The following is a 15,574-nucleotide window of genomic DNA, read 5'->3' as shown; positions in this document are numbered from 1 at the left end:
GTTCCGTCTAGTCGTCTGCGTCCTCGGCGTCCGGCGCATCGGGTGCGTCCGGATCGAACGACGGCACGCCTTCCTGGGTCTCGGCCTCGATCGCCTCGGCCTCCGGGAGGAAGGGCGCGAGCTCCGGGAGTTCGTCCAGGCCGCGCAGGCCCATCCGCTCCAGGAAGTAGGTCGTCGTCCTGTACAGGATCGCACCTGTTTCGGGTTCCGCGCCCGCCTCCTCGACCAGACCGCGCTGCAGGAGGGTGCGCATCACGCCGTCGCAGTTGACCCCGCGCACCGCCGAGACCCTGCTGCGACTGACCGGCTGGCGGTACGCCACCACCGCGAGCGTCTCCAGCGCGGCCTGGGTGAGCCGGGCCGTCTGACCGTCCAGCACCAGCCGTTCAACGGCGGGCGCGTAGGAGGCCCGGGTGTAGAAGCGCCAGCCGCCGGCGACGAAGCGCAGCTCGAAACCGCGGCCCTGCACGGTGTACTCGTCGGCCAGCTCGCGCAGCGCGTCGGCGATCTGCCGCCGGGGCCGCTCCAGGATCCTGGCCAGGTGCTCCTCGGTCGCGGGCTCGTCCACGACCATGAGGACGGCCTCCAGGGCCGGCTTGAGGTCGAGGCCGGCCACGGTGCGCGAGCCGGCCGGGGCCCCTTCGGCCGTACCGGTGGTGTCCCCGCTCATGCCTCCTCCTCCCGCTCCGGCGGCTCGGGCGGCCGGTCGAACTCGTCCGTCACCCGCGGTGTCCCGTCCCCGTCACCGCCGGTCCAGCGCACCAGCAGGTCGCCGAGGGCGGTCTCCTGGTCGAGGGCGACGGCCTTCTCCCGGTACAGCTCCAGCAGCGCCAGGAACCGGGCCACCACGGTCAGGGTGTCGTCGGTGTCCTCGACCAGCGCGCGGAAGCTGGCCTCGCCGAGCTCGCGCAACCGCGCCACGACCACCTGGGCCTGCTCCTGCACGCTGACCAGCGGGGCGTGGATGTGGTCGACGTAGACCTGCGGCTTGGGCCTGGGCTGCATCGCCTTGACCGCGAGCCGGGCGAAGCCCTCGGGGCCGATGCTGATGACCACCTCGGGCAGCAGCTCGGCGAGGTGCGGTTCCAGGCCGACCGTGCGCGGCCAGCGGCGGGCCTCCTCGTCGAGCCGCGCGGTGAAGATGTCGGCGATCCGTTTGTACGCACGGTACTGCAGCAGCCGGGCGAACAGCAGGTCGCGGGCCTCCAGCAGGGCCAGGTCGCCCTCGTCCTCCACCTCGGCGGCGGGCAGCAGCCGGGCCGCCTTCAGGTCGAGCAGGGTCGCGGCGACGACCAGGAACTCGGTCATCCGGTCCAGGTCCCAGTCCGGGCCCATCGCCCGGATGTGCGCCATGAACTCGTCGGTCACCTTGGACAGCGCGACCTCGGTGACGTCCAGCTTGTGCTTGGAGATCAGCTGGAGCAGCAGGTCGAAGGGCCCCTCGAAGTTGGCGAGCCGCACCGTGAAGACGCCGTCGGGGGGCTCGGGAGCGTCGGCGGGCGGGGCGGGCTCAGCCGCCGCCGGCGGCCCGGCGACGGGCTCCGCGACGGGTTCGGCCACCGGCGCGGCGACACGGTGCGCCACCGGCTCCACGGTGGGCCGGGCGACCGGCTCACGGGTCGGCTCCACAACCGGCTCCACGACCGGCTCCGCCACCGGCTCGGCGGTCGGCCCAGCGGCCGGTTCGGGGGTCGGCCCCACCCCCGGTCCCCGGCCCAGCGCACGCCGGCGGCCGCCGGGTGCACCGGGGCCGCGGGGAGGGTCGTTCGAGGTCATCGCCCCCGCAGGCTACCGCTACCGCCCGCGCAGCCGTCGTACGAGGATGCTGGCGTCCCCGCGGGTCTCCAGGTCGGCGAGGACCACGGCGACCGCCTCGCGGACGATCCGGCCGCGGTCGACGGCCAGCCCGTGCTCGCCCCGGAGCACCAGACGGGCGTGCTCGAGGTCCATCAGCTCCTCGGCGGAGACGTACACGGTGATCTTCTCGTCGTGCCGCTCGCGGCCGCTGGGCCGTCGTGCCGCCGCCCGTCCCCGCTTGCGCGGCGCCGCGTCCGCGGCCCCGGCAGAACCTTCCTGCGCCGCAGTGCGCCGTCCCGAGCGGTCCCCGGCGCCCCGGCTGCGGGACTCCCCGCCCTCGGGGTCCGCGTCGGCCGCGACGTGCTCCGCGCCCTCGCCGCCCTGTGCCGGCACGGACGGCGGGGCGTCCCCGTCGCCGGGGGCCGGCGCTGCCGACCCGTTGGCCGCGGGCGCGACCGCCGCGTCGCCGTCCGCGGCGGGACCCGGCACGCGGGCCTCGCCGCCCGGACGCCGGGGCGTGGACGGCTGGAGCGCCGTTCCCCCTGTCGTGCGGAAGAGTTCGTCGGCCCCCGGCAGACTCACTCGGCGTGACACCGGGCGAGCACCTCCCTGGCGAGCTGGCGGTAGGCGGCGGCGCCGACGGAGTTGGAGGCGTAGGTGGTGATCGGCTCACCGGCGACCGTCGTCTCCGGGAAGCGGACCGTGCGCCCGATGACCGTGTGGTAGACGTGGTCGTCGAACGCCTCGACGACGCGCGCGAGCACCTCGCGGCTGTGCACGGTGCGCGAGTCGTACATCGTGGCCAGGATGCCGTCGAGCTCCAGCTCCGGGTTGAGCCGCTCCTGGACCTTCTCGATGGTCTCGGTGAGCAGCGCGACACCGCGCAGGGCGAAGAACTCGCACTCCAGCGGGACGATCACCTTGTGGGCGGCGGTGAGCGCGTTCACCGTCAGCAGGCCGAGCGAGGGCTGGCAGTCGATGACGATGTAGTCGTAGTCGGACATCAGCGGCTTGAGCGCGCGCTGCAGCGTCGACTCCCGGGCCACCTCGCTGACCAGCTGGACCTCGGCGGCCGACAGGTCGATGTTGCTCGGCAGCAGGTCCATGTTGGGGACCGCGGTCTTCAGCAGGACCTCGTCGGCCGACATGCCCCGCTCCATGAGCAGGTTGTAGACCGTGAGGTCGAGCTCCATCGGGTTGACACCGAGACCGACCGACAGCGCGCCCTGCGGGTCGAAGTCCACGAGCAGCACCCGCCGGCCGTACTCCGCGAGCGCGGCACCCAGGTTGATGGTCGACGTGGTCTTGCCGACGCCGCCCTTCTGGTTGCACATCGCGATGATCGTCGCGGGGCCGTGGTCGGTCAGCGGGCCCGGGATCGGGAAGTACGGCAGCGGGCGTCCGGTCGGCCCGATGCGCTCACGGCGCTGGCGGGCCGCGTCGGGCGCGAGCGTGGCCGCGTACTCCGGGTCCGGCTCGTACTCGGCGTCGGGGTCGTAGAAGTGCCCTTCGGGCAGTTCGTCGTAGTCGGCGAAGTGGTTGCGGGGCGCGCCACTTCCGTCGCCGGCCATGGCGTTCACGTGATGACCGTCCATGCTCTGGGGTGCTGACAGAGCCGTGTGGGGGCTGTTCTGGCTCTGGTGGGCTGCGAAGGTTCGGACAGCGACGGAGCCGACAGCCTCGACGCCCGCGGGACCCTGGTCCCGTGCAGGCATTCCTGGTTGACCACCCCCGGGAGAAAATGTCGACTCATTCACAAGTCGTCTTACCTCCTTGGTGACCAGGAAACTTCTAGACAGGTCAGCGTGGCACCATGCCGACGATTGGCGACTCTATGGCGTGTCGGGCGTCCGCAGCAACACAATCCGCCGGACCCGGCCCGATGTGTCGGCAATGAAACATCCCGCTGTCAAGGGCGTACGGCCGTCGCACAGCAGGTTCCACCGGTGTGCGAATCGGTCGAAGGGTTGCGTTCGAGGCGAGTTGACCGAGAATCGCAAAGTGACCATACACACATCCGGCCGGACCTTGTGGGGCAAGGTCCGGCCGGTCGCGTGTCGTTGACCACCTGTGTTGACGAATCGCCTTTTACCCGGGGACGACTTGATCCCGTCGGTCAGCCGAGCAGGGAGTCCAGCTCCACGTGCTCCAGGCCGTGCGCCTCGGCGACCTCCCGGTAAACGACCTTGCCGTCATGGGTGTTGAGGCCCTTGGCCAGCGCGGGGTCGCGGCGCAGCGCGTCCACCCAGCCCTGGTTGGCGAGTTCGACGATGTAGGGCAGGGTCGCGTTGGTCAGCGCGTAGGTGGAGGTGTTGGGCACCGCGCCGGGCATGTTGGCGACGCAGTAGAAGACCGACTCGTGGACCGTGAAGGTCGGCTCGGCGTGGGTGGTGGGACGGGAGTCCTCGAAGCAGCCGCCCTGGTCGATCGCGATGTCGACAAGGACACTTCCCGGCTTCATCCGGGACACCAGCTCGTTGGTGACCAGCTTCGGGGCCTTGGCGCCGGGGATCAGCACCGCGCCGATCACCAGGTCGGCCTCCAGGCAGGCCTTCTCGAGCTCGAAGGAGTTGGAGACGACGGTCTGGATCTTCGTCCCGAAGATCTTGTCGGCCTCCTTGAGCTTGTTGATGTCCCGGTCGAGCAGGGTGACGTGGAAGCCCATGCCGATGGCGATCTGCGCGGCGTTCCAGCCGGAGACGCCGCCACCGATGACGACCGCCTTGGCGGCCAGCACGCCCGGGACGCCGCCGGGCAGCACACCGCGGCCGCCGTTGGCGCGCATCAGCTGGTAGGCGCCGACCTGGGGGGCGAGCCGGCCCGCGACCTCGGACATCGGGGCGAGCAGGGGCAGGGCGCGGCTGGGCAGCTCGACCGTCTCGTAGGCGATCGCGGTGGTGCCGGACTCGATGAGCGCGTCCGTGCACTCCTTGGAGGCGGCCAGGTGCAGGTAGGTGAAGAGGGTCTGGTCCTTGCGGAGGCGGTGGTACTCCTCGGCGATCGGCTCCTTGACCTTCAGCAGCAGGTCGGCGGCGGCCCAGACCTCGTCGGCGGTCTCCAGGATCTGGGCGCCGGCGGCGACGTACTCCTCGTTGGTGATCGACGAGCCGACGCCGGCGTTGCGCTCGACGACGACCTGGTGGCCGTGGCGCACCAGCTCGTGCACACCGGCGGGGGTGATGGCCACCCGGAACTCGTTGTTCTTGACCTCGCGGGGGATGCCGACCTTCACGTCGATCACGGTCCTTGGCTCAGAGGGTGTGGGGCATGGCAGGGCATACCCGGCCGCAGAGGGCATACCGGGATGCATCGCAGGAGAATGTGCGACAGAGCCAGTCTAATGAAGGTGTTCCCGCTGTCTAGCCTTCCTTTGCATCAATCTTCAGCGGGTGTACTGCGGATTTCGCAGGCGTTAGCAGCGTGTTCCGGCTGGTCCTGCCGCTCGGACCCCTCCGGCGGCCCCCCGGTCTCGGGTGCCTCCTCCCCCAGGATGCGCTCGGCGGCCGCGCGGTGCAGGTGGGCGGCGGCCGGGTCGCCGAGGTGCTCCAGGGTGTCGGCGAGCCGCAGGTTCAGCGCCGCCTGGAGCCGGTGGTCCCCGGCCCGGCGGGCCGCCTCCACCGCCTCGCGGCAGGTGCGCAGCGACTCCTCGGGCCGGCCCGCGTACTCTTGAACACGCGCGATTTCACTGACCGCTCGGGCCTGCGCGGCCAGGTCGCCCAGCTTGCGGTGGGCGGCGGCCGCGGCCCGCCAGTTGCGCAGCGCCTCGCCGTAGCGGGCGGCGTAGGTGTGGGCGGTGGCGATCCGGCCGTAAAGGCGGGCGGCGTCCGCGCGCTCGTCGCGGGCCAGCCGCTCGCCGAGGGCCCGGCCGAACCAGTCGGCGGCCCGGTCGTAGTCCCCGAGCTCCAGGTGCGCGCCGCCTACGGATTCCATCGCGCGGCCGGTCGCGTACGGGTCGTTCGCCTCGCGTCCGGCGTCCAGCGCGGCCCGGTAGCGCACCAGGGCGGCCCGGGTGCGGCCGGTGCGGGCGTCGACGTCGGCCAGGTTCAGCAGGGCGGCGGCCCGCTCCCGGGGCAGGTCGCGGCGCTCCGCCACGTCCAGGACCAGCCGGTGGACTTCGTACAGGTCGGGCGCCGCGGCCTGGGTGCCGAAGTGGGCGACCATCGCCCGCACCAGCTGGGACATCAGCCGCCGGGCCAGGGTGTCCAGGTCCCCCTCCTGGACGGCGAGCCGGGCGCAGGCGAGCAGGGCGGGCCGGCTCAGGTCCAGCCACTGGGCGGCGGCCCGGGCGCCGGGGAAGCGCAGGGCCCGGGGCAGCCCCTGGAGCTTCTCGCGGGCCTGGGGGCTGTCGGTCTCGGTGGTGGCGCGGCAGGACTGCAGCAGCCGGACGGTCCGCTCCAGCATCCGGGCACGGGCCAGCTGGAGCTCGGCCGGCCGGTCGTGCGCCTCGACGGCGGCCCGCAGCAGGGGGTGCAGGCAGCCCGGCACCTCGTACTGCGGCAGCGGGGAGTCGGCCGCGCGCAGCAGGCCGAGGGCGGTCAGGTCGTCCAGCGTGGTGCGCGCGGCGCCGATCGAGCAGCCGGCCAGCGCGGAGGCGGTGTGCGGGTCGACCAGGCCGGCCGGGGCGAGGCTGAGCAGGCGCAGTATCCGGGCGGCGGGCGCGGGCAGCCCGGCGTGGACCAGCCCGAAGACCCGGCCGAGCGGGGTGCCCTCGTCGCCCTCGGCGTGCAGGTGCTTGGCGAGGTCGGCCACGGCCGACGTGGGCCGGGCGGCGAGCCAGCCCCCGGCCAGCAGCAGGGTGGCGGGCTGGCCCTGGCAGGCCTCGACCAGGCCCTCGGCGGCGTACGGGTCGACGGTCACCCGGACCGAGCCGGTGTACCGGGTGAGCAGTTCCAGGCCCGACTTGGTGTCCAGGCCGCCCAGGGTGCAGGGGCGCACGTCGGAGATGCCGGTGAGGGGGCCGGCCGAGACGGCGACGACCAGGCAGTCGGGGGTGTCCGGCAGCAGGGCGTCGACCTGGTCGGCGCCGGCCGCGTCGTCCAGCAGGAGCAGGGCGCGCCGTTCGGCGAGGGCGCCGCGCAGGGCCGCGGCGAGGTCGTCCTCGCCGGCGCCGGGCGGGGCCGGCTCGTCCAGGGCGGTCAGCAGGTCGCGGGCCACCCGGGCGACGGGGACGGGGGTGCCGTCGGGCTCGCTGAGCCGGGCGCGCAGCACCCCGTCCGGGTACCGGTCCGCGACCCGGCGGGCCAGTTCCCCGGCGAGGGCGGTGCGTCCGGATCCGGGGCGGCCCGCGATGAGCAGCACGCGCGCGCGGGGCGCCTTGCGCCCGGAGATGGTGTCCAGTCCGGCCCGCTCGATGTCGGCGAGCAGTTCCTTCAACTCCCGGGTGCGGCCCAGGAAGTGGCCCTCAGCCGACGGTTGTCCCGACAGCTTGGCGCCGTCCGTGTCCACCGTCTGATCCGTCACGGGCCACACTCCCGTCCCATCGCACGCCTGGGGCCCGCCGGGACTCCGGTTCGGGCGTTTCCAGAGCCTAGTTCACGCTCTGCGACGATCCGGGCCGTGCACGGCGGTGACGGGGCGGGACTCCCCTGATCGGATCAAAAGATCGTAGGACCGACACGCGCCAGCGCGGTGTGCGCGGGCGCGTGTCGGTCCTCGGACCCCGGCGGGGACTAGGGGGTGTCTTGTCGGCGAGCCCGGCCTGACCGACAAGACACCCCCTATGCCTCGAACGGGCGGGCCGGCCAGGGGGCCTCCGCCGGGCGCAGGACGTCCAGGCCGTCCCCGCCGCGGGCGGCGACCAGGGACAGCACGCCGACGACGAGGCAGTTGTTGTGCAGCTCCCCCGCCAGCACACCCCGGACCAGCTCGTCGACCGGCACGCGCGCGTGCTGGAGGTCGGTCTCCTCGTGCTCGGCCGTGAACCGCTCGCCCTGGGCCTCGGACAGCCCGCGGGCCAGGAAGATCCGCACGGACTCGTCGCAGCCGCCGGGAGTGGTGTACACGTCGGTCAGCACCCGCCAGTCCTCGGCCTTGACGTGCGCCTCCTCGTACAGCTCGCGCTGGGCGGCGTGCAGCGGGTTCTCGCCGGGCACGTCCAGCAGGCCGGCCGGGATCTCCCACAGCTTCTGGCGCACCGGGTGGCGGTACTGCTTGATCAGCAGCACCCGGTCGTCGTCGTCCAGCGCGAGGATGGCGACCGAGCCCGGGTGGACCTGGTAGTCGCGGCGGGCCACGGAGCCGTCGGGCATGACCACCTCGTCCGTGCGGACGGAGGTCTTGGCGCCCCGGAAGGGGGTCTCGGAGGACCGGATCTCCCACTCCTCGGGGGTGTCCTTGATCGTCATGCCTGCCCTTTCACCTGCGTGACCTGCGGAAAACAAAACCGGGGTGCGTACCCGTGAAGGTATGCACCCCGGCCACCGTACAACTGATGTGTTACTTCGACTCTTCCCCGGCGTCCTGGGCCCGCCTGCGCTCCACGGCGGCCTTGACGAGGCCGGCGAACAGCGGGTGCGGGCGGGTCGGCCGCGAGCGCAGCTCCGGGTGCGCCTGGGTGGCGACCAGGTAGGGGTGCACCTCGCGCGGGTACTCGACGTACTCGACGAGCTTGCCGTCCGGCGAGGTGCCGGAGAACAGGACGCCCGCCTTCTTCTCCAGCTCCCCGCGGTAGGCGTTGTTCACCTCGTAGCGGTGCCGGTGCCGCTCCTCGACGTACTCCTTGTCGTCGTACACCTCGCGCACGATCGAGCCCTCGGCCAGCTTGGCCGGGTACATGCCCAGCCGCATCGTGCCGCCCATGTCGCCCTCACCGGCGACGATGTCCATCTGCTCGGCCATGGTGGAGATGACCGGGTGCCCGGTGGCGGGGTCGAACTCGGTGGAGTTGGCGTCGGCGATGCCGGCCAGGTTGCGCGCGGCCTCGATCACGATGCACTGCAGGCCGAGGCAGAGGCCGAGCAGCGGCACCTGGTGCTCACGGGCGTAGCGGATGGCGCCGACCTTGCCGTTGACACCGCGCTCGCCGAAACCGCCGGGGATGCAGATGCCGTCGACGTCGCCGAGCTGGGCGGCGGCGCCGGCCGGGGTCTTGCAGTCGTCGGAGGTGACCCACTTGATCTTCACGCGGGCCTTGTTGGCGAAGCCGCCCGCGCGCAGCGCCTCGGTGACCGAGAGGTAGGCGTCGGGCAGGTCGATGTACTTGCCGACCAACGCGAGGGTGACCTCGTCCGTGGGGTTGTGGACGCGGTCGAGCAGGTCGTCCCAGGTCGTCCAGTCCACGTCGCGGAACGGCAGGTCCAGCTTGCGGACCACGTACGCGTCCAGGCCCTCGCCGTGCACGGTCTTCGGGATGTCGTAGATCGAGCGGGCGTCCGGGCAGGCCACCACGGCGGCCTCGTCGACGTCGCACATCAGCGAGATCTTGCGCTTGATCGCGGTCGGCACCTCGCGGTCGCAGCGCAGCACGATGGCGTCCGGCTGGATGCCGATGTTGCGCAGCGCGGCGACGGAGTGCTGGGTCGGCTTGGTCTTCAGCTCGCCCGAGGGGCCGATGTACGGCAGGAGCGAGATGTGCACCACGAAGACGTTGTCGCGGCCGACCTCGTGGCGGACCTGGCGGACGGTCTCCAGGAACGGCAGGGACTCGATGTCGCCGACCGTGCCGCCGACCTCGGTGATGACGACGTCGACCTCGTCGGTCGCCATGCGCCGGATGCGGTGCTTGATCTCGTTGGTGATGTGCGGGATGACCTGCACGGTGTCACCGAGGTACTCGCCGCGGCGCTCCTTGGCGATCACCGTCGAGTAGACCTGGCCTGTAGTGACATTGGCGGAGCCGTCCAGGTCCCGGTCGAGGAAGCGCTCGTAGTGTCCGATGTCGAGGTCGGTCTCTGCTCCGTCGTTGGTGACGAACACCTCACCGTGCTGGAAGGGGTTCATCGTGCCCGGGTCGACGTTCAGGTACGGGTCCAGCTTCTGCATGACCACGCGCAGGCCCCGGGCCTTGAGCAGCATGCCGAGGCTGGAGGCCGTCAGACCCTTGCCGAGGGAGGAGGCGACACCCCCGGTGACGAAGATGTGCTTGGTCGTCGTGGCTGGGCTGGTGCGGAAGGCAGCGGGCGGCATGGCCAAGAGGGGGCTCCCGTGGTCGCGGTCTGGGGTGGCGGTTCGGGGGCTTTCTCACCCACCGGCTCACGGGCTACCAGGGTATCAGCGCCGACGGGTGATGGCTCCCGGCCACGCTGCGCACACGGGCCGCCACGTGCGGTTCCCCGGGCGGGGGGCGCGGCACGGGCCGGACACCGGTCCCTCACCCGGTGCTCACCCGTTCGGCCCACACGGGTTGCCCGGAGCGGCACGCAGATCATCTACGTGCGTCGTATTCTGCTCGGACACTCGCTGCCGAGCACGGCCGGACACACGGCACCACCCCCGCCCGTCACCACCGGAACCCCAAGAGCTCGTCAGTTGGTTGAGCGGAGATCGTCGTTTTGCCCTCCGGGCGGAGCGGCTGCTTTGCTTCACCGCTCAACAACGCAGTGATCCAACCTGTTTACCCCCCTTGACCGCACTAGCGACAGCCCCGCTTTGGGGTGACGTGGCCGTTCGACTGGAGTTGCACGTGGCCGGGCGCATCGAAGACTACGCACTCATCGGAGACATGCAGACCGCTGCTCTCGTCTGCCGTGACGGGACGGTGGACTGGCTGTGCCTGCCCCGCTTCGACTCGCACGCGGTCTTCGCCGGACTGCTGGGCACGGAGGAGCACGGCTTCTGGCGGCTGGGTCCCGCCCACGCCCCCGACGCCGAGCCGCCCACCGCGGCCCGGCGGGGCTACCGCGGCGACTCGCTGATCCTGGAGTCCGAGTGGGACACCCCGCGCGGCACGGTCCGGGTGACCGATTTCATGCCGCCGCGGGACGGCGCCCCGCAGCTGATCCGCATCGTGGAGGGCGTCTCGGGCCGCGTCCCGATGCGCTCGGCGCTGCGCATGCGGTTCTCCTACGGCCGGGTCGTCCCCTGGGTCCACAAGCACGAGGGCCGCACGGTGGCCATGGCGGGCCCGGACTCGGTGTGGTTCGACACCAGCGCGGAGACCTACGGCAAGCAGCTGACCACGTACGCCGACTTCACCGTCGCGCCCGGTGACCGGATCGCGTTCACCATCTCGTGGCAGCCCTCGCACAAGGAGCCGCCGGCGCTGCCGGAGCCGGAGCAGTCGCTGGAGGCGACGGAGGACTTCTGGCGCGAGTGGGTGGAGCACTGTACGTACCACGGTCCGTACCGCGAGGCGGTGATCCGCTCCCTGATCACGCTCAAGGCGCTCACCTACGGGCCCACCGGCGGCATCGTCGCGGCCCCCACGACCTCGCTGCCCGAGGACATCGGCGGCGTGCGCAACTGGGACTACCGCTACACCTGGCTGCGGGACGCGGCGATCACGCTGTCCTCGCTGCTGCGCACCGGCTACCGCGAGGAGGCCCGCGCCTGGCGCGAGTGGCTGCTGCGGGCGGTCGCCGGCGACCCGGAGAACCTGCAGATCATGTACGGCATCGCCGGCGAGCGCGAGCTCGGCGAGGCGGAGCTGGACTGGCTGCCGGGCTACGAGAACTCCGCGCCGGTCCGCGTCGGCAACGGCGCCGCCCACCAGCTCCAGCTGGACGTCTACGGCGAGGTCACCGAGGCGCTGCATCTCGGCCACATGACGGGCCTGGCCCGCAACGACTACGCCTCGCTGCTCCAGCTGAAGCTGATCCGCTACCTCGAGGACCACTGGCAGGAGCCGGACGAGGGCATCTGGGAGGTGCGCGGCCCGCGCCGCCACTTCGTGCACTCCAAGGTGATGGCCTGGGTCGCGGTGGACCGCACGATCAAGCTGATCGAGTCCGGTGACGCGGACGGCCCGCTGGAGAAGTGGCGCGAGCTGCGCGACGACATCCACCGGGACGTGTGCGAGAAGGGCTACGACAAGGAGCGCAACACCTTCACGCAGTCCTACGGCTCCAAGGAGCTGGACGCCTCGCTGCTGCTGATCCCGCAGATGGGCTTCCTGCCGCCGGACGACAAGCGGGTGATCGGCACCATCGAGGCGATCCAGCGCGAGCTGTCCACCCCGGACGGCTTCATCCTGCGCTACCCCACCCAGGGCGACGACGAGGGCGTCGACGGCCTCCCCGGCGACGAGGGGGCGTTCCTCGCCTGCTCGTTCTGGATGGCGGACGACCTGGCGATGATCGGCCGCGTCGACGAGGCGCGCAGGCTGTTCGAGAAGCTGCTGTCGCTGCGCAACGACCTGGGGCTGCTCGCCGAGGAGTGGGACCCGCGCCTCAAGCGCCAGGTGGGCAACTTCCCGCAGGCGTTCAGCCACGTCCCGCTGATCGACACGGCCCTGCGCCTGACGGCGTCGGGGGCGTACGGCGGCTGACGGACACGGCGGTCGAGGGCGTCCCCGCACCGCGCGGGGGCGCACCGCCGTCCACCGGTGGGTGCCCCCGTGCCCGGGCGGAGGCGCCCCGGAGACGTCCCCGGGGCGTCCGAGGATGTCCCCGGGGCGTTCGCGCAGGTAGCGTCCGCTGCATGGACAGCCGTACCGACCAGCGATTCGACGGCCGGGGCGCCGGCATCACCGTGCAGCGGGCCCTGGAGCTGCCCGGGCTGCGCAGCGGGCTCCCGGAGGTGTTGGCGGGCGCCGACCGGCTGGGGCGCACGGTGCGCTGGGTGCACGCGGGCGAGGTGCCCAACATCGCCTCCCTGCTCAAGGGCGGCGAGCTGCTGCTGACCACCGGCTACGGCCTGGGCACCCGGCCGGCCGAGCAGCGCGCGTTCGTGCGGACCCTGGCCGAGCGGGGCATCGCCGCGCTGGTGGTCGAGCTGGGGCCACGGTTCGCGCGCCTGCCGGCGTCCCTGGTGGAGACGGCCCGCTCGACCGGGCTGCCGCTGGTCCAGCTGCACCGCGAGGTGCCGTTCGTCACGGTCACCGAGGAGATCCACACCGAGATCGTCAACGGCCACTACGCCCTGCTCCAGCAGGCCGAGGAGGTCCACCGGCGCTGCACGCAGGCCCTCCTGGGCGGCGGCGGGGTCCCGCAGGTCCTCGCCATCCTGGCCGACTTCGGCGGCAACCCGGTCTTCCTGGAGACCCCCGACGGGCAGTTGCTGTACGCGGCCGGGGCCGGGCCGCGGGGCACGGACCCGCTCCAGGTGTGGGAGGGGCTGCGCGGCCCCCACAAGGACGCGCCGCCGCTGTCCGGCTCGGTGCTGGTGGACGTGCCCGGGGGCGGTCCCGGGACGGGCTCGGTGCGCGCCCGGCTGGTGCTGCTGCCGGTGTGCGCCCCGCTGGCCCCGGTGCACCGGATGGCGGCCGAGCGGGCGGCCGGGATCCTCGCGGTGGTCCTCATGCAGGCCCGCCAGGAGGAGGAGCTGGCGGCCCGGGGCCGCGGGGACTTCCTGACCGACCTTGCGGAGGGCCGGATCACCGCGGAGGACGCCCCGGCGCAGGCCCGGGTGCTGGGCTTCAAGCCGGGCGCCGGCCCCCTGCTGCCGGTGGTCATGCGGCTGGGCGACGCGCTGTCCCCGGGCGGTGGCTGGGCCGTGCTGGCCCGGGCGGTGGCGGAGGAGCTGGCCTCGGTGGGCGTGCCGGTGCTGCTGGGCGTGCGCCCGGTGGAGGGCCGGGTGCCGCTGCTGCTCGGCCTGCGCTCGGAGTCGGAGCGGGCGGCGGTCGCCGACCGGGTCGCGGCGGCGCTGCGGGCCGGGGTGGAACGGGCCGGGATGCAGCGGCCGGGTGCGGCACCGCCGGTGGTGGTGGTCGGGGTGGCGGGCGGCTGGGCGGCGGCCTCCGCGGGCCTGCGGCACGCGGCGGAGACGGCGACGGCCGCCCAGGGCCTGTCGGACCGGCCCTGGTACGACGCCCGCCGCCTGGACATCGACCTGCTGCTGTGGCGGCTGCGCGACCACCCGGACCTCGCGGCCTTCGTGGACCGCGCGATCGGCCCGGTCCGCGACCACGACGCCCGCTCCCGGCCGCCGTTGCTGCCGACGCTGGAGACCTACCTCGCCCACGCGGGCCGCAAGGCGGAGACGGCGCGCGAACTGCACCTGAACCGGCAGACGCTCTACAACCGCCTCGCCCGCATCGGCGAGTTGCTGGGCACCGACCTGGACGACCCGCAGACCGTCCTGGCGCTGAGCCTGGCCCTGCGGGCCCGCCGGCACGTGCCGTGACCGGCCGCGGGACCGTCAGGCCAGCGGGCGGGGCTGGGTCAACTCGTCGTAGACGCTGAGGACCTGGCCGACCGTGTCCTCCTCGGTCGGCCAGGTGGCCGCCTGGCGGGCCCCCGACTCCCGCAGTCGCGCCCGCCGTTCGGGGTCGTCGAGGAGGCGGGTCACCGCGTCGGCCAGGGCCTTGGCGTCGCCCGGCGGGACCAGTTCGGCGGCGTCGCCGACGAGTTCGCGGACGGCGCCGGTGCGGGCCGCGACGAGGGGCACGCCCGCGTGCAGGGCTTCCTGGGCCAGGACCGGGCGGGCCTCGCCGGTGCCGGGCAGCAGGGCCAGGTCGGCGGCGGCGATGAGGTCGCCCACGTCCTGGCGCAGCCCCAGCAACGTGACGGGCAGCCCCTCGTCCTCGATGCGCCGCTGCAGCACGGGCCGCAGCGGGCCCTCCCCCGCGATCGCGACCATGGGCACCGGGTCCCGGCGGCACCACGCGTGCGTGGCGTCCAGCAGGACGTCGAAGCCGCGGGGGCGGTCCAGGGAGCCGACGGCGAGCAGCAACGGGCGTCCGGTCGCGCCGACTTCGGCACGTGCCTTGGGCCGCCCGGGGTCCGCGTCGTCGGGCGGCGCGGCCGGGCGGGGCCGGGGCAGCGCGACGGCGGCGAGCCGGGCGTCGCGGGCCCCCGTGCGCCGGGCCCGGTCGACCAGCGCGGAGGACGTGCCGAGCACCACGGTGGCCGTCCTCGCCACCCGCCGCTCCAGCATCCGCAGCAGGTGCGCGCGGGCGCCCTCGGCGTGGGCCCGGTCGTGCCAGGTGACGACCAGCGGGGTGTCCCGGCCGCTGAGCGCGAGCACCGCCCGGAAGGAGGCGTGCAGGCCGTGCGCGTGCACCAGGTCGGCGCCCGCGCAGGCCGTGCGCAGGGCCGCCACCGACGCCGGGTCGCTGCTGCGCGGCACGGGGACGTGCTCGGCGCCGGCGCCCGTGAAGTCGTAGGTGTGATCGGCCTCGGAGGGGGCGCACACCGTCACCCGCACGCCCCGCGCGACGAGCCCCGAGGTCAGGGAGCGCACGTGGGCGCTGCTGCCGGCGTTGCCGCCGCCCAGCACCTGCACGGTGCGCAGCGGCGACTGGCCGTGCGGTGAGGGCGTGCTCACGGGGCTCACGTGGCCGGGGCTCCTGGGTCGGGTCGGACGGTCACGAAGAAACGTACAGAAGGATCGGGCGCGGGGGTGTACGGCTCCGGTCCCTCCCCGTTCTCCTGCCAAGGATGCCAGCCCGTACGGCCGTTGCGGGACGCCGCACGCCCCGGCGTCGGGCCTCCCGGGCGCCCATGTCACCCACACGGGTGAGGGCGTGCGGTTACGGCCGAACGGCGGGGCGGAGTGCGCGCGGCGGCGCGGTGGGGGTGGGTGCGTGCGTCCAAGGGCGCGTGAGTCCGGGGGCGCGTGAGTCCGGGGAGCGTGTGCGTCCGGGGAGCGTGTGCGTCCGGGGGGCGTGTGCGTCCGGGGGGCGTGTGCGTCCGGGGGGCGTGTGCGTCCGGGGGCGCGTGCGTCCGGGGGCGCGTGCGCC

11 protein-coding genes are annotated in these 15,574 nt (G+C 73.4%); 2 read left to right on the top strand and 9 right to left on the bottom strand.

All coding sequences use genetic code 11. The features are described 5' to 3' along the window. Positions 1-7 precede the first annotated feature (7 nt). From scpB to AQJ30_RS17960, 8 genes are all read right to left on the bottom strand, one after another. Positions 8-670, bottom strand: coding sequence for an SMC-Scp complex subunit ScpB (scpB, locus tag AQJ30_RS17995; RefSeq protein ID WP_067234934.1), 663 nt, complete (start codon positions 668-670; stop codon positions 8-10). Then, entirely contained in the window at positions 667-1,776 is a 1,110-nt protein-coding gene (locus AQJ30_RS17990; RefSeq protein WP_067234932.1) for a segregation and condensation protein A, read from the bottom strand. The genes scpB and AQJ30_RS17990 overlap by 4 nt, the downstream gene beginning before the upstream one ends. Positions 1,777-1,794: 18 nt before the next feature. Next, positions 1,795-2,391 carry a hypothetical protein gene (locus AQJ30_RS17985; protein ID WP_079084130.1) on the bottom strand — a complete coding sequence of 199 codons (597 nt, stop codon included), beginning with the start codon at positions 2,389-2,391 and terminating at the stop codon, positions 1,795-1,797. Continuing rightward, positions 2,376-3,512, bottom strand: coding sequence for a ParA family protein (locus AQJ30_RS17980; RefSeq protein WP_079084129.1), 1,137 nt, complete (start codon positions 3,510-3,512; stop codon positions 2,376-2,378). Before AQJ30_RS17980 ends, AQJ30_RS17985 begins: the two co-directional genes overlap by 16 nt. Before the next feature lie 401 nt (positions 3,513-3,913). Next, on the bottom strand, positions 3,914-5,038 hold the full coding sequence (gene ald, locus AQJ30_RS17975) for an alanine dehydrogenase (RefSeq protein WP_067234926.1): 1,125 nt from the start codon (positions 5,036-5,038) through the stop codon (positions 3,914-3,916). A 134-nt stretch (positions 5,039-5,172) separates the two neighbouring features. Then, positions 5,173-7,257, bottom strand: coding sequence for a tetratricopeptide repeat protein (locus tag AQJ30_RS17970; protein WP_067234924.1), 2,085 nt, complete (start codon positions 7,255-7,257; stop codon positions 5,173-5,175). Positions 7,258-7,514: 257 nt separating this feature from the next. Continuing rightward, the gene (locus AQJ30_RS17965) at positions 7,515-8,141 is read right to left on the bottom strand and encodes an NUDIX domain-containing protein (protein WP_067234922.1); all 627 of its coding nucleotides are present in this window, start codon (positions 8,139-8,141) and stop codon (positions 7,515-7,517) included. Between the two features lie 91 nt (positions 8,142-8,232). Continuing rightward, the gene (locus AQJ30_RS17960; protein ID WP_067234920.1) at positions 8,233-9,921 is read right to left on the bottom strand and encodes a CTP synthase; all 1,689 of its coding nucleotides are present in this window, start codon (positions 9,919-9,921) and stop codon (positions 8,233-8,235) included. A 496-nt stretch (positions 9,922-10,417) separates the two neighbouring features. On the opposite strand from AQJ30_RS17960, the gene AQJ30_RS17955 reads away from it, so the two are divergent. Then, positions 10,418-12,220: a glycoside hydrolase family 15 protein gene (locus AQJ30_RS17955; protein ID WP_067234919.1), complete on the top strand. Its 1,803-nt coding sequence runs from the start codon at positions 10,418-10,420 to the stop codon at positions 12,218-12,220. A gap of 152 nt (positions 12,221-12,372) precedes the next feature. Further along, on the top strand, positions 12,373-14,016 hold the full coding sequence (locus AQJ30_RS17950; RefSeq protein WP_067234917.1) for a PucR family transcriptional regulator: 1,644 nt from the start codon (positions 12,373-12,375) through the stop codon (positions 14,014-14,016). Positions 14,017-14,031: 15 nt separating this feature from the next. Here the strand turns inward: AQJ30_RS17950 and AQJ30_RS17945 are convergent, their stop codons facing one another. Continuing rightward, positions 14,032-15,168, bottom strand: coding sequence for a glycosyltransferase family 4 protein (locus tag AQJ30_RS17945; RefSeq protein ID WP_067234915.1), 1,137 nt, complete (start codon positions 15,166-15,168; stop codon positions 14,032-14,034). Positions 15,169-15,574: the final 406 nt, after the last annotated feature.

This window comes from Streptomyces longwoodensis (genome assembly GCF_001514125.1).
Lineage (GTDB): Bacteria > Actinomycetota > Actinomycetes > Streptomycetales > Streptomycetaceae > Streptomyces > Streptomyces longwoodensis.
Note: the sequence above shows the minus strand (reverse complement) of the source record. Positions and strands in the feature narration are given on the sequence as shown.

What these genes read in the sequence shown, in the direction of transcription:
- scpB (WP_067234934.1), bottom strand. Translation starts at nt 670, where the DNA reads ATGAGCGGGGACACCACCGGTACGGCCGAAGGGGCCCCGGCCGGCTCG.
- AQJ30_RS17990 (WP_067234932.1), bottom strand. Translation starts at nt 1,776, where the DNA reads ATGACCTCGAACGACCCTCCCCGCGGCCCCGGTGCACCCGGCGGCCGC.
- AQJ30_RS17980 (WP_079084129.1), bottom strand. Translation starts at nt 3,512, where the DNA reads ATGCCTGCACGGGACCAGGGTCCCGCGGGCGTCGAGGCTGTCGGCTCC.
- AQJ30_RS17965 (WP_067234922.1), bottom strand. Translation starts at nt 8,141, where the DNA reads ATGACGATCAAGGACACCCCCGAGGAGTGGGAGATCCGGTCCTCCGAG.
- AQJ30_RS17960 (WP_067234920.1), bottom strand. Translation starts at nt 9,921, where the DNA reads ATGCCGCCCGCTGCCTTCCGCACCAGCCCAGCCACGACGACCAAGCAC.
- AQJ30_RS17950 (WP_067234917.1), top strand. Translation starts at nt 12,373, where the DNA reads ATGGACAGCCGTACCGACCAGCGATTCGACGGCCGGGGCGCCGGCATC.